The organism is Jejuibacter sp. L23 (assembly GCF_050815825.1).
GTDB classification, from domain to species: Bacteria; Pseudomonadota; Gammaproteobacteria; order Enterobacterales; family Enterobacteriaceae; genus Jejubacter; species Jejubacter calystegiae.
This window is the reverse complement of the sequence record NZ_CP138199.1, coordinates 2,876,963-2,895,173: the sequence shown is the minus strand read 5'-3', so window position 1 is coordinate 2,895,173 and position 18,211 is coordinate 2,876,963. Positions and strand designations below refer to the sequence as shown.

General features: G+C 58.0%; 17 protein-coding genes. 5 read left to right on the top strand and 12 right to left on the bottom strand.

Going from position 1 to position 18,211, the window contains the following annotated elements:
* Positions 1-93 precede the first annotated feature (93 nt).
* The 4 genes from SCU88_RS13410 to yciH all read left to right on the top strand — a co-directional run bounded on the left by SCU88_RS13410 (position 94) and on the right by yciH (position 2,821).
* Positions 94-408 (top strand): LapA family protein, encoded by a 315-nt coding sequence (locus tag SCU88_RS13410; protein ID WP_138097730.1) that lies wholly within the window; start codon positions 94-96, stop codon positions 406-408.
* 6 nt (positions 409-414) lie between these two features.
* Positions 415-1,584: a lipopolysaccharide assembly protein LapB gene (lapB, locus tag SCU88_RS13405; RefSeq protein ID WP_175340605.1), complete on the top strand. Its 1,170-nt coding sequence runs from the start codon at positions 415-417 to the stop codon at positions 1,582-1,584.
* A 191-nt stretch (positions 1,585-1,775) separates the two neighbouring features.
* On the top strand, positions 1,776-2,495 hold the full coding sequence (pyrF, locus tag SCU88_RS13400; protein ID WP_175340604.1) for an orotidine-5'-phosphate decarboxylase: 720 nt from the start codon (positions 1,776-1,778) through the stop codon (positions 2,493-2,495).
* Positions 2,495-2,821, top strand: a complete 327-nt coding sequence (gene yciH / locus SCU88_RS13395) for a stress response translation initiation inhibitor YciH (RefSeq protein WP_175340603.1) — start codon at positions 2,495-2,497, stop codon at positions 2,819-2,821. The genes pyrF and yciH overlap by 1 nt, the downstream gene beginning before the upstream one ends.
* Positions 2,822-2,939: 118 nt before the next feature.
* Here the strand turns inward: yciH and osmB are convergent, their stop codons facing one another.
* The 12 genes from osmB to SCU88_RS13335 form a co-directional block, all read right to left on the bottom strand.
* Positions 2,940-3,155: an osmotically-inducible lipoprotein OsmB gene (gene osmB / locus SCU88_RS13390; protein WP_168198828.1), complete on the bottom strand. Its 216-nt coding sequence runs from the start codon at positions 3,153-3,155 to the stop codon at positions 2,940-2,942.
* Positions 3,156-3,413: 258 nt separating this feature from the next.
* Positions 3,414-4,175, bottom strand: coding sequence for a DNA-binding transcriptional regulator YciT (locus SCU88_RS13385; RefSeq protein WP_175340602.1), 762 nt, complete (start codon positions 4,173-4,175; stop codon positions 3,414-3,416).
* Between the two features lie 104 nt (positions 4,176-4,279).
* On the bottom strand, positions 4,280-4,462 hold the full coding sequence (locus SCU88_RS13380; protein WP_138097725.1) for a hypothetical protein: 183 nt from the start codon (positions 4,460-4,462) through the stop codon (positions 4,280-4,282).
* A 140-nt stretch (positions 4,463-4,602) separates the two neighbouring features.
* A complete protein-coding gene (locus tag SCU88_RS13375; RefSeq protein WP_175340601.1) occupies positions 4,603-6,537 on the bottom strand; it encodes an exoribonuclease II in 1,935 nt (644 codons plus the stop codon).
* A 78-nt stretch (positions 6,538-6,615) separates the two neighbouring features.
* Positions 6,616-7,743 (bottom strand): carboxymuconolactone decarboxylase family protein, encoded by a 1,128-nt coding sequence (locus SCU88_RS13370; RefSeq protein WP_175340600.1) that lies wholly within the window; start codon positions 7,741-7,743, stop codon positions 6,616-6,618.
* A gap of 201 nt (positions 7,744-7,944) precedes the next feature.
* Positions 7,945-8,733, bottom strand: a complete 789-nt coding sequence (fabI, locus tag SCU88_RS13365) for an enoyl-ACP reductase FabI (RefSeq protein WP_138097722.1) — start codon at positions 8,731-8,733, stop codon at positions 7,945-7,947.
* A gap of 367 nt (positions 8,734-9,100) precedes the next feature.
* Positions 9,101-9,907, bottom strand: coding sequence for a putrescine export ABC transporter ATP-binding protein SapF (gene sapF / locus SCU88_RS13360; RefSeq protein WP_138097721.1), 807 nt, complete (start codon positions 9,905-9,907; stop codon positions 9,101-9,103).
* Position 9,908: 1 nt separating this feature from the next.
* Complete coding sequence (gene sapD, locus SCU88_RS13355) at positions 9,909-10,901, bottom strand: putrescine export ABC transporter ATP-binding protein SapD (protein ID WP_138097720.1); 993 nt, start codon at positions 10,899-10,901, stop codon at positions 9,909-9,911.
* Positions 10,901-11,791 carry a putrescine export ABC transporter permease SapC gene (sapC, locus tag SCU88_RS13350; RefSeq protein WP_138097719.1) on the bottom strand — a complete coding sequence of 297 codons (891 nt, stop codon included), beginning with the start codon at positions 11,789-11,791 and terminating at the stop codon, positions 10,901-10,903. The genes sapD and sapC overlap by 1 nt, the downstream gene beginning before the upstream one ends.
* The gene (gene sapB / locus SCU88_RS13345; RefSeq protein ID WP_138097718.1) at positions 11,778-12,743 is read right to left on the bottom strand and encodes a putrescine export ABC transporter permease SapB; all 966 of its coding nucleotides are present in this window, start codon (positions 12,741-12,743) and stop codon (positions 11,778-11,780) included. Before sapB ends, sapC begins: the two co-directional genes overlap by 14 nt.
* Positions 12,740-14,380, bottom strand: a complete 1,641-nt coding sequence (gene sapA, locus SCU88_RS13340) for an ABC transporter substrate-binding protein SapA (RefSeq protein WP_138099257.1) — start codon at positions 14,378-14,380, stop codon at positions 12,740-12,742. The genes sapB and sapA overlap by 4 nt, the downstream gene beginning before the upstream one ends.
* 114 nt (positions 14,381-14,494) lie before the next feature.
* Positions 14,495-16,822, bottom strand: a complete 2,328-nt coding sequence (locus SCU88_RS13335) for a helix-turn-helix domain-containing protein (RefSeq protein ID WP_175340599.1) — start codon at positions 16,820-16,822, stop codon at positions 14,495-14,497.
* A 172-nt stretch (positions 16,823-16,994) separates the two neighbouring features.
* Between SCU88_RS13335 and SCU88_RS13330 the strand changes: the two genes are divergently transcribed.
* Positions 16,995-18,164, top strand: a complete 1,170-nt coding sequence (locus SCU88_RS13330) for an amidohydrolase (RefSeq protein ID WP_175340598.1) — start codon at positions 16,995-16,997, stop codon at positions 18,162-18,164.
* The last annotated feature ends 47 nt before the right edge of the window (positions 18,165-18,211 follow it).

Sequence of the window (18,211 nt, the reverse complement as noted above, 5' to 3'; positions counted from 1 at the left end):
ATTCCCCGTCAGAGAGGGAAATGGTAATTTATAGGACTGGACGCAGGGTTTCGGTCAGGCTTTATCCGATGACAACCACATACGGGAAGTAATGTGAAATATTTACTGATTTTCTTACTGGTACTGGCAATTTTCATTATTTCAGTGACGCTGGGTGCGCAAAACGATCAAGTCGTTCACTTTAACTACCTGCTGGCCCAGGGGGACTATCGCATCTCGACGCTGTTGGCGACGCTGTTCGGCGCCGGTTTTCTTATCGGCTGGCTTATCTGCGGGTTGTTCTGGTTGCGTGTACGCCTGTCGCTGGTGCGTGCCGAGCGTAAAGTAAAGCGCCTGGAGCAGAAACTGGGCGATAGTACGATGCCTGAAGCCACTGCCGGTGCTGCCATGCCAGCCGTGAAGGAATAACGTTAGATGCTGGAGTTGCTGTTTCTTCTGCTACCCGTCGCCGCGGCTTACGGCTGGTATATGGGGCGCAGAAGTGCGCACAACGATAAGCAGCAGGAAGCTAACCGCCTGTCGCGTGAATATGTGGCCGGGGTCAACTTTCTGTTGTCGAATCAGCAGGATAAAGCGGTCGATCTGTTCCTTGATATGCTCAAAGAGGACAGCGGTACCGTAGAGGCGCATCTGACCCTGGGCAACCTGTTCCGTTCGCGCGGCGAAGTTGACCGCGCCATCCGCATCCATCAGGCCCTGATGGAGAGCGCTTCCCTCGATTACGATCAGCGCCTGCTCGCCGTACAGCAACTGGGTCGCGATTACATGGCTGCGGGGCTGTATGATCGGGCTGAAGATATGTTTTCCCAACTGGTGGATGAGACCGATTTCCGGGTGAGCGCCCTGCAGCAGCTGTTGCAAATATATCAGGCCACCAGCGACTGGCAGAAGGCGATCGATACCGCAGAGCGTCTGGTGAAGCTGGGATACGACAAACAGAAGGTGGAGATCGCTCACTTCTACTGTGAACAGGCGCTGCAGCTGATGAGCAATGATGACCTCGATCGTGCGATGACGCTGCTTAAGAAAGGCGCGGCGGCGGATCGCAACAGCGCGCGGGTCTCTATTATGATGGGGCGCCTGCTGATGGAAAAGAGTGACTATGCCCGTGCTGCGGAGCATCTGGAGCGGGTTATCGAGCAGGATAAAGATCTGGTGAGCGAAACGCTGGAAATGCTCCAGACCTGCTACCAGCATCTGGAAAAACCGGCGGAGTGGGAAACATTTTTGCGCCGCTGCGTAGACGAAAATACCGGTGCGACGGCGGAACTGATGCTGGCCACCATTATCGAACAGCGGGAAGGGCACGAAGCGGCTCAGGTCTATATTACCCATCGGCTCCAGCAGCATCCCACCACTCGGGTATTCCATCGACTGATGGACTATCACCTGGGCGAGGCGGAAGAAGGGCGCGCGAAAGAGAGTCTGATGGCACTGCGCGATATGGTAGGCGAACAGCTGCGTACCAAACCGCGCTACAGCTGCCGTAAGTGTGGCTTTACCGCCTTTACTATGTACTGGCACTGTCCGTCCTGTCGTGCCTGGTCCACGGTGAAACCGATTCGCGGCCTCGATGGCCAGTAATTTTTAAAAAAAGCGACTTTAGTTACAACATACTTATAGATGTTAAAACCGCGAACAGTCCGGCGTCGAGCCCCTCGTCAAGCTTGTCAGCTAACCAGGGTTGCGGCTGTTCTTTTGGCGGGGGGGCGGGTAGAATGCCTGCCGTTTATCATCAGTGCGCCGCGCGTACCCCACAGAGAGAAGGAACAGCCATGAAGCCTGCCGAAACCGTTACAGATTCTCCCATTGTTGTTGCGCTGGATTATGATAGTCGCGACAGCGCGCTGGCGTTCGTCGACCGTATCGATCCCCGTGACTGCCGCCTGAAAGTGGGCAAAGAGATGTTTACGCTGTTCGGCTCCCAACTGGTCAGCGACCTGCAGCAGCGTGGCTTCGACGTTTTTCTGGACCTTAAATTCCACGATATTCCCAACACCACTGCGCGCGCTGTGGCGGCCGCGGCAGAGCTTGGGGTATGGATGGTGAATGTACATGCCAGCGGCGGCGTGCGGATGATGACGGCGGCCAGAGAGGCGCTGGTGCCTTTCGGTAATGATGCGCCCATGTTGATTGCCGTAACGGTGCTGACCAGCATGGAAGCCAGCGATCTGGCCGATATTGGAATTACCCTGTCTCCGGCCGATCATGCGGAGCGTCTGGCGCGCCTGACTCGCGACTGTGGGTTGGATGGGGTGGTGTGTTCGGCTCAGGAAGCGGTACGTTTTAAGTCAGCGCTGGGCGCAGATTTTAAGCTGGTGACGCCGGGCATTCGCCCCGCAGGAAGCGCGGCTGGCGATCAGCGCCGTATTATGACGCCCGTAGAGGCACAGCAGGCGGGCGTGGACTATATGGTCATCGGTCGGCCCATTACTCAGTCGGCGGATCCGGAGGCCACGCTGCAGGCCATCCGTCAGTCGCTGAAGGAGGCATAATGAACGATAACAACAGCCGCCTGGTCTGGTCTTCGGAGACCGGGCGCATCAAAGAGTCTAAACCGGTCGTCGAACGGCCGAAAGGCGACGGTATCGTGCGTATTCAGCGTCAGACCAGCGGCCGCAAAGGGAAGGGCGTTTGCCTGATCGTCGGCGTGGATGGCGACGATGCCGAACTGGCGCGACTGGCAGCGGAGCTTAAGAAGAAGTGCGGCTGCGGCGGCTCGCTCAAAGATGGAGTCATCGAGATTCAGGGTGATAAGCGCGAGTTGATCAAAACGCTGCTGGAAGCCAAAGGCATGAAGGTTAAACTGGCGGGCGGCTGAAAAGCAGCGGGCCGTGGTTTTGATACCACGGCCCGCAATTAAAATTTGTCGTCAGACCTGTTCGCAACGCTGTTGTCGTACATCAAAGCGCTGTGTGCGCTTTGGCGGTCTCAGAACCTTAGTCGATCTGGTGACCGATGATGCCGCCTACCGCTGCGCCGCCCAGGGTACCCAGGGTGCTGCCGTCAGTCAGGACAGAACCACCAATTGCACCGGCACCAGCGCCGATAGCGGTGTTACGATCGCGTTTTGACCAGTGGCCACAGGCACTCAGAGACATTGCCAGGGTAACGGCCAGAACGGCGGCAGCGATTTTTTTGTTATTTAACGACATAATGCTTTCTCCTGAATTAATATTCACGGGAAAATGCCTCCCTTCAAGTATAGGGGATATTCCCTGTACTGAAGACAAAACCGTGAAACGACGTTGCGATACATGACGAAAATCACTGGGGTGATTATCACTCCCTGTTATATCGCTAGGTTCTATTTTAAATGCGACTGAATATTAAAACAGGTAAAAATTCTTAATTCATGGCGCTGCGCAATACGTTCGCAAACTTTGCCCGTTTTCCCCTGTCTGACTGCGAAATTATGACGCTCCTTCCCGACAGTCAACCAGATCGACCTTTAGCCCGCTCTCTTCCAGTTGCTGTACCGTCCGGCGATCGAGGGCGTTATCGGTAATGACCCGACGGAGTCTGTGCTGGGCGTCCAGGGGCCAGGGCCAGGTGATGCCGAACTTGGAGCTGTCGCTCAGGACGATGGCTTCGCTCTCTTTATCCAGCACGGCGCTGACCAGATCGCTGCGCAGCATATCCTTACCGGTAAAACCGGTGTCTGACTGCCAGCCATCAATGCCGATAAAGGCTTTGGTAAAATTGATCTGGCGGATAAAGGCGCGGGCCAGCGGACCGACCATGGTTTCGCTCTTCTTCTGATAACTGCCGCCCACCAGAATGACTTCGCATTCGCTCTCGCGCAGTAGCCAGGCAATATGGCTACTGGCGGTGATAAGCGTCAGACGGCGATTATGGCCCAGCTCGCGTGCCAGCAGGGCGTTGCTGCTGCCGTTCTCAATAAATATCGTCTCACCGTCTTCCACCAGCGAAGCGGCGTACTCCGCCAGGCGCTGTTTGACCGGGAAGTTATTCATCATACGGGTTTCCACGTCATCGCTTTCCAGCGGCATGGCATAGCCGTGGGCGCGACGCAGATAGTTCTGCTTTTCCAGCAGATTGAGATCCTGGCGGATGGTCACTTCTGACACGCCGGTGATTCTGGACAGATCCGAAACATTCATTCGGCCTCGTTCGACTACCATCTGTAAAATTTGCTGCTGTCTGGCGTTCATGCTGGTCCGTTAACAGATGAAAAGTGAATAGTTATGCTAATTAATCGCCATAGTAGCACGCCTGGCGGGAAGTGTGACGCCCATCAGGGCGTCGGTAAGGAAGATCAGATCTCCCAGGGGGATTTTTGCGCAGGGCGTTCATCTTCGCCGCTTTCCCGGACTTTGGTCAGCAGCTCCTCTCTGAGGATTTCCAGATTGCGAATAGCGGAAACGGTATCTCCGCCCACCAGAATATCCAGCACGGTATCAATGCGGCGGGCGACGCTACGGGGATCGAGTGTTGACATCGGCTTCAGCTCCTTGTGGTGTCGATAGCGCTATGATGCAGAAAAAACGCAGCGGGCGCCAGCAACGTACAGGAACATCTTATAGCTACGGGGCGTAAAGCGGGAGCAGGGCGCGACGCAAGGTCGCGCCCTGAGACGGGTTAGCTCGCCGGGCGAGCAATAATACTGCGGGTTTCCATACGTACTTCGGCGATGGTGACATCGATAACGTCAGTGACCTTATAGACGGTTTCACCTTTAATCTGTACGGTGCCATTTTCCTGGCTGCATACCAGTTCATCACGCACGGCGTGCAGGAAAGGGGCCGGAATAAAGGCGACGGCGCCGTTATCTACCAGACGTACACGCATACCGCCGCGGCTGATATCGATAATTTCAGCGCTAAAGCGGGTATCGGTACCGGCTTTATCCTGCAGGAAGCGCGAGTAGAGCCAGTCGCCGACATCACGCTCTGCCATACGGCCAAGACGACGACGTTCACCCATCTGTACGGTGACCTCATCCTGCGGACGTTCAGCGCTTTCACCTTTGACGATGGCCTTAAGCAGGCGATGGTTGATCATATCGCCATACTTACGAATCGGTGACGTCCAGGTGGCGTAAGCTTCCAGACCCAGACCAAAATGCGGGCCTGGCTCGGTGCTGATTTCAGCAAAGGACTGATAGCGGCGAATACGGCTGTCCAGGAAGCCGGTGGGTTGGGCATCCAGCTCGCGACGCAGTTTGCAGAAGCCTTCCAGGGTCTGTACCTCGTTGGCGTCCACGTGCATGCCGTGGCTTTTCAGCATAGTCGCCAGCTGTTCGGTATTAGCCGGGTCAAAACCGGTATGGACGTTGTAGATACCAAAGCCCAGACGATCGCGCAGCACGGTAGCGGCGCAGACGTTGGCGGCAATCATCGACTCTTCCACGATACGGTTAGCGATACGACGCGGCTCGGCGACGATATCCAGTACATAGCCGTTTTCGTCGAGAACAAAGCGGTAATCAGGGCGATCCTTAAAGACCAGCGCGTGGTTATGGCGCCATTCCCCGCGCAGTTGGCAGATGCGATGCAGCAGGGTAATCTGCCGGGCGATAATGTCGTCCTGAGGCTGCCAGTCGCCTTTCTGCTCCAGCCAGTCGGAAACTTCGTCATAGACCAGTTTGGCGCGGGACTGAATAGTGGCGGCAAAGAAGTGAATATCGCTACCGATAGCGCCATCGGCGCCAATACTCATGCGGCAGGCCAGTACCGGACGCGTTTCATCAGGGCGCAGAGAGCAGAGATCGTCAGAAAGCTCGCGCGGCAGCATCGGGATATTGAATCCCGGCAGATAGTTGGTAAAGGCGCGTTCGCGGGCGATCTTATCCAGTCGGCTACCCGGTGCGATCCACGCGGTAGGATCGGCAATGGCGACGGTCAGGTGCAGGTCGCCCCGATCGTCCTGTTCAGCATAGAGGGCATCGTCCATATCCTCGGTGCTGGCGCTGTCGATAGTGACGAACGGTAGTCCGGTCAGATCTTTACGGGTCAGCCCTTCGTCCAGCATTTCGGTGGCGACGCCGTCCGGCGCCTCTTTCTCCAGATTATGGCGCGCCAGCGTCACCCACCAGGGGGCGTAGTGATCGTCGCCCCAGGTGATATAACGAGTCAGTTCAGCGTAGAAGCTGCGATCGCCTTTGAGGGGATGACGGCGCATTTCTGCAACGGCCCAGTCACCCTCTTTAAATTCATGCTTCAGACCACGTTCAGGACGGCAGGGGATAGCATCTTTGAGTAGCGGATGGTCCGGTACGATAGCGTAACGGTCATCTTTCTTCTGAACCCGGCCAACAAAACGCGTCAGGAATGGCTCGATAAGCTCTTCCGGCTCGGCGCTTTCGCGACCCTTATCCTCATGAATCACAGCTCTGATTCGGTCACCGTGCATCACTTTTTTCATCTGCGGCGGCGGGATAAAGTAGCTTTTATTGGCGTCAACTTCGAGGAAGCCAAATCCCTTTTCCGTACCTTTTACCACGCCTTCAGCGCGCGGCGTCTGAGAATGAAGTTGCTGTTTAAGCTGCGCTAGCAGCGGGTTATCCTGAAACATATCTCTGAGTTTTCGTGGCCTAAAGAGCGGCTGACAGTTTTACGCGAATCCGCCCCGCGCAGCAAGCGCTGTTTCTGCTTATTCCCACTCGCCCAGACCTACCATCATGCGGTCAAACCAGCCACACAGGGCACAGCAGAGCAGCAGGTGGTTGATGTCGGCATCGGAAATGCCCTGGGTGCGTAATGGCTGAATGGCGCCGTGACCAAAGTTTCCTGGCGCGCGAATCAATAATTGCAGCGCCTGAATGATGGCGCTTTCTCGCGGATGATTATGCCCCCAGGCCTGAAGGGCGCGCTCGCCGTTGCGCATCGCGTCTGGCAGGGTTTGGTCCATGACCCAGCGCCGGGCGGCAGCATTAAAGCAGATAACGCTGCCGTTGATACGCGCACTCAACAGGGTGCAGAGCAGCTTCTCTGGCGTTCCGGCATCAAAGTGACGGCTGAGAGTGAGCAGATCCGCCTGTGAGCGGTTATCCTGGATAAACAGCGGAGCCAGAGGGCGCAGACGCAGCGGTAGCTGCTGTGGCTCCAGACGTTCGGAAAGCGTTCCCGGCGCATTGCGGCACAGTTCACTGCGCCAGCCGTCGCCGGTGTGGCTGAAATGCTCCGCGGCGGCGGGTTGCTGCATCTCCATCCCCGGTAGCCAGCGGACGTCAAAGCCTGCCAGCGCCTGCGCTGCCGCCACCGCCCGGGCCTGAAAGCCAACGAAGCCGATAATCAGGTGAAAATGGATAATATCAATATCGGAAAGCCCTACTCCGGCAAGCTGTTGACGGGCCCGGGAGTCAATCAACGTCGGATGGCTCGCCAGCTGGCGGGCGTACTGGGTAATTTGCGTCAGGCGATGATTACTTTCGCGCGACGAATCTGGGCCGGGCTGCGGCGCCAGACGGGCCGCATAGTGATTACATAAGCGCTGAACGCCATAGACCTGGGCCACCGTAAGCGCGGTACTGAGGCGGTCGTAGCAGCTAAGGGTATTTAGCCTGCTGGTCTCCAGGTTTTCCGGCAACAGCTGGTGGGCCAGGGATCTGGCGGCGTTAAGCCACGGGGCTGACTGTTCGCAAGCCTCAGCGAGATCGAGATAAAAGGGGTCGGCCACACCGGCGGCCTCGGGAACTAACGGCAGGATGTCCGCCGGACAGAGACTGGACTGGGTTTCATGATACCAGTGGCTTTTGCCGGAAAAGCGGCGCTGTTCCATGAGCGTTCCTTGGATCTTAAAGAATACATCCGGGGCCGGGAGCGAGCCGGATCGGGGTTCAGAACTATCCTGACGTAAGCGAGAAGGGAAGTGAAAGAATGGCGGGTGATAATAAATATCAGAATGGTATATAGCGGTAGCTGACGGGATTCGGGGTATAAAAAAGGCAGGCCTGAGGCCTGCCTGTTAACGGCGTGAAACTTATTTCAGTTCCAGTTCGTTCATGGCGGCGATGCTGAAGCCGCCATCTACGTGTACTACTTCGCCGGAGATACCTGCCGCCAGATCGGAGCACAGGAAAGCGGCACTGTTACCTACGTCTTCGATGGTGACGGTGCGACGGATCGGGGTAACCGCTTCGCAATGGGCCAGCATCTTACGGAAATCTTTGATACCGGAAGCCGCCAGAGTACGGATCGGACCGGCAGAAACGGCGTTAACGCGCACGCCTTCCGGACCCATGGCGTTGGCCATGTAACGTACGTTCGCTTCCAGAGACGCTTTAGCCAGACCCATCACGTTGTAGTTAGGGATAGCACGCTCGGCGCCCAGGTAGGAGAGGGTCAGCAGCGCAGAGCCCGGATTGAGCATTTCGCGGCAGGCTTTCGCCATGGCAACGAAGCTGTAGGCGCTGATGTCATGAGCAATTTTGAAACCTTCGCGGGTGACGGCGTTAACGTAGTCGCCATCCAGCTGATCGCCCGGGGCGTAGCCGATGGAGTGTACGAAACCATCGAATTTCGGCCAGACTTTACCCACTTCGGTAAACAGCGCTTCAATGCTGGCATCTTCCGCTACATCGCATTCGAATACCAGGTTTGAGCCCAGTGCGGCGGCAAACTCTTCCACACGGCCTTTCAGCTTTTCATTCTGGTAGGTGAATGCCAGTTCAGCCCCTTCGCGATGCATAGCCTGTGCGATACCGTAGGCGATGGAAAGTTTACTGGCGACACCAGTGATCAGAATACGTTTGCCGGCAAGAAAGCCCATAGCAGTTAATCCTTATAGTTGTTACTTAGTTACTTAAAATACGTCTTATACGATTCGACGCTGACCAAAGCTAAGTAAATCATTCAAAGTCAATTTTGAATTATATCCCACAGCATGGGGGCCGTGTCGATATTTTTCCACGTGGTCGGAGGGGCGGGATAAGAGGGGAAAAGAACCCGGCAGAAGCCGGGCCACCATAAACTATCATCATTAACTGGTGTCTGTCCGGTAAGGGTTGTTTTGTATTGTTCCGGACCCTCCCCTGGAGGAATGAAGGCATATACGCGCGCAACGAGGTTCCGCGCGCACGCACATTACCCTCGGCCAGCGGTTTTGAGCAATGATTTTTATCAACTTCGTGAGGTAATCAACGATCTTTACGCCAGGCGTCGGCGGTCAGCGCTTCGCCGAAATGCCCGGCAATCAGCCGTTTGGTGAGATCGTTAAGTGGCGAAGCCAGTACGTCAGCCGTACTGCCACGCTCTACCACCTCTCCCTGATGCATCACCATCACCTGATCGCTGATATGCTTCATCATGCCCAGATGCTGGGTAACATAGATGTAGGAGAGCCCCTGCTTTTCCTGAAGCTCCAGCATCAGGTTAAGCAACTGAGAGCGCATCGACATATCCAGCGACGCCAGCGCCTCGTCGGCAATCAGCACCTTCGGGTTCAGGATTAGCGCACGGGCCAGCCCCAGACGCTGCTTCTGTCCCGGCGCCAGCATATGCGGATAGTAACTGGCGTGATCCGGCAGCAATCCCACCAGGCGCAGGGTGTCGATAATATGGCGTCGCCGCTGTTCCGGCTCCAGCTCGCTGCTCAGGCGCAGGGGCAGTTCGAGGATCTGCGATATGCGCTGACGCGGGTTCAGGGAGGTGCTGGGATCCTGAAAAATCATGCGGATCCGTTGGCTGCGGAAGGCGTAATCTCCATAGTGCAGGGGATGATCGTCAATCAGCAGCTCGCCGCTGGTGGGCGCTATCATTCCGACCAGCATTTTTGCCAGCGTTGATTTTCCGGAGCCGTTCTCGCCGATCAGGGCAAGGGTCTGGCGTTCGCGCAGTGTGAAGCTGAGCGGCTTAACCGCCTCAACGGTCTGGCGGTGGAACAGGCCAGTGCGGTAGCGGAAGGTCTTACTTAAATTCCGGACTTCCAGTAAGGTTTCGACCATCTCACTCCCTCTCCATATTCAACGGGAAATGGCAGGCAAACAGGTGGCTCCTGGCGCCGCGCAGGCGCGGAGTTTCAATACATTTGCGCTGGGCGTAGGGGCAGCGAGGCCCCAGACGACAGCCAATGGGCAGATGCTCCAGCAGTGGAATAGCGCCCGGCAGCGTGTTGAGTCGGCTTTTATGGGGCAGAGCGCGTCCGAAGTCGGGTATCGCCCGAATCAGCGCCTGGGTATAAGGGTGATGCGGCGTGCTAATCAGCTCTTCGCTGGTGGCGCTTTCCACCGTCTGGCCGCAGTACATCACGTTGATACGGTTGGCCCACTGGGTCAGCATTTGCAGATCGTGGCTGATCAGCAAAATCGTGGTGTTATTGACCTGATTCAGACGGCTGAGCAGGCGGAAGATCTGGGCCTGAGTGGTGGGCTCCATAGCGTTGGTCGGCTCATCGGCAATCAGCAGTCGCGGCTGATTGGCCAGCGCGATGGCGATCATCACCTTCTGGCATTCGCCTTCGGTCAGCTCATAGGGGTAGCTACGCATGGCATCGCGGTGATCTTTAATCCCTACCCGGTGCAGCAGCTCGATAGCCCGGCGCCGACGCCAGCCGAAACGCTGCCACCAGCGGCCTTTCCAGGTCCAACCGGGAATACTCTGGAGCAGCTGACGACCGATGCGCTCGGAGGGATCCAGACAGGACTGAGGCTCCTGGAAAATCATCGAAACGTTATGCCCCACCAGACGGCGGCGCTGGCGCGGCGTCAGACGCATCAGATCGATATCGTCAAAGCGCAGGCGGTCGGCGGTGACCCGCCAGTTATCTTTGGTGACGCCGCAAATCGCCTTGGCGATCACGCTCTTCCCGGAACCGGATTCTCCCACCAGGCCGCGAATTTCCCCCTCGTTCAGGGTCATACTGACGCGGTCCACCGCCTTTACCCAACCTTCGCTGGTGCGAAATTCAATGGTCAGATTACGAATATCCAATAACGCCATTACTCGACTCCCGCGATGATAGCGCGACGCACGCCGTCACCGAGCAGATTAACCAACAGCACGCTGATCATAATGGCAGCACCAGGCAGCATCACGCTCCAGGGGGCCACATAGACCAGCTCAAGGGCATCGCCCAACATCGCGCCCCATTCGGCGGAAGGGAGCTGGGCGCCCAGGTCGAGAAAACCCAGCGCGGCGATGTCGAGAATCGCCATCGACAGGGCGCGGGTGATTTCGCTGACCAGCAGCGGTGCGGTATTGGGCAGTACCGAATACCAGAGAATATTCAGCGTGGAAGCGCCATCGAGCCGGGTCGCCACCACGTACTCTTTTTCCAGCTCGTCGTGAACCATGATATACACTGAGCGCACCATACGTGGCAGTATCGCCAGCCAGACGGCGAACATCGCGTTGCCCAGGCTGGGGCCGGAAAAGGCCACCACCACAATAGCCAGCAGCAGCGAGGGGATGGAGAGCAGGGTATCCAGAATATGGTTAAGAATCGCCGAGCGCAGGCCGTGGGTGGCCCCGGCAAAAATGCCGAGCAGCAGCCCGCACAGGGTCGCCGCCAGGGTCACCACAAAGGCGGATCCGACGGTGGGCAGTGCGCCGCTCAGCAGACGGCTCAGTACATCGCGTCCCAGATCGTCGGTCCCCAGGAAGAAGGAAACATCCCCATAGCGTGACCAGGAAGGGGGTAACAGCTGGTAACCCAGAAATTGCTGATTAATGCCGTAGGGGGCCAGCAGAGTACCGAACAGGCAGAGGATCAGCAAACCGCCGCAGCCATACAGGCCGACCATGGCGCTGGTATCGCCGTAGAACTGGCGCCACGAGGTTCGCAGCGCGCCCGGCGGCCGTTTCTCGCTATAGACGCTATCGTAGGGCATACCATTCCTTATGTTTCAGCGGATTAACCATGGCGCTTAAGATATCGGACAGCACGTTGACCACCAGCACCAGGGTGCCAATGGTCATCACGCCTGCGGAAATCGCGGCGTAGTCCTGCTGGCGGATAGCAATAATCAGCCAGCGGCCCACGCCGGGCCAGCTAAATACCATTTCGGTAATCATCGCCAGGGTCAGCATGGTGGAAAACTGAAGCCCCAGACGCGGGATCACCGGCGGCAGCGCGTTGTGCAGCACGTGGCGGCGCAAAATCGTCAGGCGTGACAGGCCACGGGTAGCCGCGGCCTTAATATAGTTCTGCTCCAGAACCTCGATAGTGCTGTTACGCACCAGTCGCACCACCTCGGTGGTGGGGGCCACCGCCAGGGTCAGCACTGGCAGCACCATATGGCGCAGGGCGCTGACCACCATTTCGTGGCGCCAGGGGGAGTCTGAACGCCAGGCGTCGATCAGTGCGAAACCGGTGGTGGCTTTTACCTCATAGAGTAGATCAAAACGTCCGGATACCGGCAGCCAGCCCAGGGTGAGGGAGAAAAACAGCGTGAGCAGCAGCGCCAGCCAGAACACTGGAATCGAAAATCCCAGCAGCGCCAGCGCGGTAATCAGCTTATCCTGCCACTTGTCACGCATCACGCCCGCCAGCATTCCAATCGGGATCCCTACCAGCAGCGCCACGCTAAATGCGAAGAAACAGAGTTCCAGCGTGGCCGGAAAGACCTCGCGCAGCTGTTGGTTAATCAGTTGGCCGTTAATGCTGGAAACGCCGAAATCCCAGTGCAGCAGGCTGGTAAACCAGAAAGTCCAGGCATTGCCGGGCGACGCGCCCTGCAGTGGCGCATGGGGCGTAAAGTAGCTCAGGCTAAAGCCCACAACGCTCAGCAGCAGCAGCGTTACCAGCAGTAACAGCAAACGCCGAAGCGTATAGATGATCATGGCTTTTTCACTCCGCCAGGTTGTTCACGGAAGACACCGGCAAACGAGGCGCTACCGAAGGGGCTGAGCACCAGTCCCTGAATGTCATAGCGATAGGCCAGCAGGCGCAGGGAGGAGGCCAGCGGCAGCACCGGTAGCTCCCGGGCCAGCAGCGCCTGGGCCTTGTCATAGGCCTCGATACGCGACGCCAGTTGCTGCGAGCGCAGCCCCTGGTGCAGCAGTTGATCGAACTGAGGATCGCACCAGTGGGCGTAGTTGGTTTGGGAGCGAATGGCGGCACAGCTCAGCATCGGACGGAAAAAGCTGTCCGGGTCATTGCTGTCGGTGGCCCAGCCGGAGAGCGTCAGATCGTGATTCATCTCCATCAGACGCGCCTCCTGGAAGCGGCCCTCCACCGGCACGATATTAACTTTTACCCCCACGTGGGCCAGGTCGGCCTGAATCAGCTCGGCGGTTTTCAGCGGGCTGGGGTTCCAGGCCTGAGAGCTGGTGGGCACCCACAGCTGGAGTTGCAGATTTTCGATGCCCAGCGCTTTTAACTGCTGGCGCGATTTTTCCGGATTAAATTCGGTGACCTCGGCTTCATTATCGTAAGCCCAGGAGGCCCGCGGCAGGATAGAAGCAGCGGTTTCGGCCGTGCCGTAATAGATGGACTGCATCAGACGCTGGTTATTAATGGCCAGCGCCAGCGCGTGGCGCACCTTCGGATTGTTCAGCGGCGGCTTATTGGTGTTAAACGCCAGATAAGCGATGTTCATGCCCGGACGCAACGACAGACGCAGGCGCGGGTCGTCGCGCAGAATGGAAAGCTGGCTGGCGGCGGGCCAGGCCAGCACATCGCACTCTCCGGTCAACAGCTTGGACAGTCGCCCGGTACCGCCGGAGCCCAGATCGATCACCACCTGAGGCATACGGGGTACGCCACGCCAGTAGTGGGGGTGACGCGCCAGGCGAATATACTGACCGGCGCGATATTCGCTGAGCTGGAAGGGGCCGGTACCGACCGGCAGGCGATCAAACTGCTCTTGTCTGTCGGCCTGCGCCAGCTTGTCGGCGTATTCCGAGGACATCACCGACGCATAATGGGTGGCCAGATGCCACAGGAAGGAGGCGTCCGGCTGCTTCAGGCGAAATTCGACCGTATATTTGCCCAGCCTGCGCACGCTCTCCACGGTATCGGCAAACTGCAGGCTGTCGAAATAGGGATAGTTGCCGCCATTAATATAGTGCCAGGGATGGCTGCGGTTAAAAATACGCTGGAAGCTGAATACCACATCGTCGGCGTTGAGCGGCCGGGTGGGCTTAAACCAGGGGGTACTCTGGAACTGAACGTTATGGCGCAGGTGAAAACGGTAGGTGGCGCCATTGTCGAGCACCTCCCAGCGTTCCGCCAGCTCCGGCGTCAGGCGATAGGTATAAGGATCCACATCCAGCAGCCGATCGTAAAGCTGGGCGGCAAGGGTATCTACGGTCAGTCCACCGCTGGCCTGCTGGGGGTTAAAGGTGTTGACCTGACCGCTGACGCACCAGACGAATCCGCTGTCGCGAATATCGGCATTCTGGGCTGGCGGTGCGGCACGCGCCGCCCCGGCCGCAATGCCGAGCGTCAGTAACACAAGGGGAATAATTCCGCGCATAAGTTTTTGTGTTTTCATTAGCTAATCCCCAAAGTGTACAGCACTCTGGCCGGCTTCCCAAAATCGGATGCGTTGTTTGGTGTTTTACCGTACCGCAGTCGCTTGCAAACTGTGCTATAGCGACGATAGCGGCGTCAATTCATACAGCACCAGCGCGTTACTCTCCAGCGCTTCATGGATTTCCCAGGGGCCATCCAGCGTTGTTTCCCATAACTGATGGTGTGGTCGCGCCCGATGGCGTACCCACGCCAGCGTTTCTCTGTCCGCCCCCCGGATCGCCAGATGCGGTTCCAGCAGCGGGAACAGGGCGCCGTTCTGCTGATCGAAGCGCAATTGCCTCACCCGCCAGCGCCCGGAAGCCAGGCCCGACAGACTCAGGCGTAGCTGTTTGCGAAAGCGCTGAATAAAGCGCTGCTGGCTGGAAAGGTCGGGATTGAAGACCTGGGGATTACTGAGTAGCAGGCGATAGCAGTCGCCGCTGCGGGTCAGAAGATGATGAGGACCGCTGGCCAGCCGTTCCCCCTGGAGACGCTGCCAGAAGTGCAGTACCCAGTAAATGGGGCGCGGCAGCGAATGGTTGAATAGCAGGGCCAGGCTTGAGGTATCGATCTGTTCGCCTTCCAGCGCTTCGCGCTGTAGCGCGGCGTTCAACCAGAAGCCGACGCTCTGTACCGTATCGGGCAGCCCCAGCAGGCTGTGCATCAACAGCGCGCCGCGGAAAAAACCGCCGTTAGCACTCAGGGTCTGACCGGTCAGGGTATTCCATGCCAGCAGGTGCAGCGGCAAAGTTAATTTGTGACGCTGTAACGCATTGCCGATCGCCAGCAACTGACGTCTGGGGTAATCAAGAGAGGCGCGGATTTGGGTTTCCCGATCGCCATCAGCACTGAGCAGGGCATTGGCATCCGCGCTACAGGCCAGAAAATCGGCCTCCGCCAGCCATGGCTGCTGCCAGAGCGAACTTTCCGCGACGGCATGAGGATCGGACGGCAGCGGCAGCGCTACGCCCAGATGCGCTTCCGGCAACCAGTGACGCACGACGCCATGCACATCCTGCCAGGCCTGCGGGTCGTGCTGTACCGTCGGCGGGCAGAGCCATAAGAAGCGCCACCGTTTGATGATGTGTGCCGGAAAATGGTCGATGCTGCGGCGCAAAAAGGCTTGCAGTTGTTCGCGTCGGGTTTCACTGGCCAGACGCAGGCAGAGCCCGGCGCCCAGCTCATCCACAAAGTGCACAATCTGCTGAAACGCTGACCACCCACAGGCGAAGGGCTGTGTCCCGGGGGCCTCTTCCCGGATTAACGCGCTGCTCAGTACCGGTTCGTGAATATCGATGACCGCCAGCGAAAAGTGCTGTTTCAGCGCGCGCAGCTGTTCCTGCACTTCCTGAAGACGCAAATCATCAAGCTCGCGCAGAGTGATGACAATCTCCCGGGGGCGCAGCTGGCGGCGCCCCCGGGGCGCATCGCTCAGGGCGAGTGTCAGCTCTTCGCTGATATCGTAGTGCAATGCGGCGGCGGGCGACGGTTCGCTCTGGCGATCGTTGAGCAGTGAGAACAGCAGCGCCGGAGACGGGGGCGCTATGCTGTCCGGGGCCTGCGAGGCGACGATGCTGTTACGCTGCAGCGCCGCATCGGGCGGTTGCTGGCGCAGCTGGCTCGGGGTTTTACCGTAGTGGCGGCGGAACAGGTCGATCATCTGGCGATTGTTGGCGAAGCCCTGTTCCATGGCGATTTGATGTACCGGTTTGCTGGTCGCGATCAGCGCTTCCCGCGCATTTTTCAGGCGCAGCTCGGTGATAAAGCGCATAAAGCTGACCCCGACCTCTTTCTTGAACAGCCGCGACAGCCAGGCTTCAGAGACGAATTCCGCCCGGGCGATTTCGCCAAGGCTGATACGCCGACTAACGTTGGCCTCAATGCGTTGCACCACCTGGGTAATGCGGCGACTCCAGCGCTGCTCGCGGCTGCCCCGGTCGCGGGCCGGATACTGAAACCCGGTCACCAGAATCAGCATTGTCTCGCTCAACCAGCGATTTACCTCCAGCCAGTAGCGTTGTTCGTTTTTCATCACGCTGGCGATCAGAACCTGCCGCAGCGCGTGGTGCAGCGCCGTGCGCCAGGGGGAGTCGGCGCCTTCGGCGGGCTCTGGCGGCACCCGGTAGTCGTAGCGGAAGAAATCGGGATAGTAGCGCGCCACCCACTGGCCGGAGAGGGTCACCACCATCACGGTATTATCGCCATCGCCGCTCAGGCTCCAGTCGGTATGGCGGTTGATAAGCCGGATATCGCCAGCGTGCAGCAGGCGCTGTTGCCCCTGTATCGACCAGCTCAGTTCGCCTTTCAGCACCTGCAACAGCGTCAGGCCGTGGAATCCGGAGCAGGTAAAGCGCTGCACGGCATGTAGCGCTACGGAAAAATCGGCATTGTCGCGATCGGGCATGGCGGTACTCCGTAAAGACAAAAAATAACACCCTGTTTTTTGTCATAACCAGGCTGTATGAAAGGTGGTCGACGGTACCAGGTCACTTTAAAACAAAAAATGCCATTTTAAAGCCCGTAAAGCACCATAAACTCGAAAGCGCAGAAAGAAAAAAACAGAGGAACACAACATCATGACACAACAGCTTATTGCCGCCCTGCGCGAGCAGGAGGAGATCTTTACCGAGATCCGTCATCAGATTCACAGCCATCCGGAGGTAGGCTTTGAAGAGCACCGCACCAGCGATCTGGTGGCGCGTCTGCTGGAAGAGTGGGGTTATCAGGTGCATCGGGGTCTGGCGGGTACCGGGGTGGTGGGGACTCTGAAGGTCGGAGATGGTCAGCGCAGCCTGGGGATTCGCGCTGATATGGATGCGCTGCCGATGCAGGAAGCGAGCGGCAAACCCTGGGCCAGCGAAATTCCCGGTCGCTTCCACGGCTGCGGCCATGACGGCCATACCACGATCTTGCTATGCGCCGCGCAGTATCTGGCGAAAACCCGCCAGTTCAACGGCACGCTGAATCTGATTTTTCAGCCTGCGGAAGAGCTACTGTACGGCGGTAAGGTGATGGTGGAGGATGGTCTGTTCGATCTCTTCCCCTGCGATCGTATCTATGGCCTGCACAATATGCCGGGCGGCAAGCTCAATCACTTCTATTTCCGCGATGGCCCTATGATGGCTTCCGCCGACACCCTGCATATTGAGGTGACCGGCGTGGGCGGCCATGGCGCTATGCCGGAGTACTGCGTGGATGCCACCCTGGTGGCCTGCCATATCGCCACAGCGTTACAGACTATTGTGTCGCGCAATATCACCCCCTTCGAGCCGGTGGTGGTCACCGTCGGCAGCATTCAGGCCGGTGAAGCGCCCAACATCATCAACGAAAAGGCGCTGATGAAACTGAGCGTCCGCACCCTGAATGAGTCAGTGCGTGAGACCGTGCTACAGCGTATTGAGGAGATTGCCGGAACGATGGCCGCCAGCTTTAACGCCAGCGCCAGCGTCAGTCATGTGAACGGCTGTCCGGTACTGGTCAACGATCCGCAGGCCAACGATTTCGCCCGTGAAGCGGCCAGCGACCTGTTTGGCGCTGAGCGCGTTGAACCAGGCAAACCCTTTATGGGCAGCGAAGATTTCGCCTTTATGCTCAAACACCATCCTCAGGGCAGCTACTTTGTGGTTGGCGCAGGTGACGAAGCCGACCGCTGCATGGTGCACAACCCTGGTTACGACTTTAACGACAGCACCATAATTCCGGCGGCTGCGTTGTGGTGTGAGCTAACGCAGCGCTATCTGCGCTGAATAGGACGGACCAGGGGGCGCAGATCCCCGGTCATGATTCCCATTAT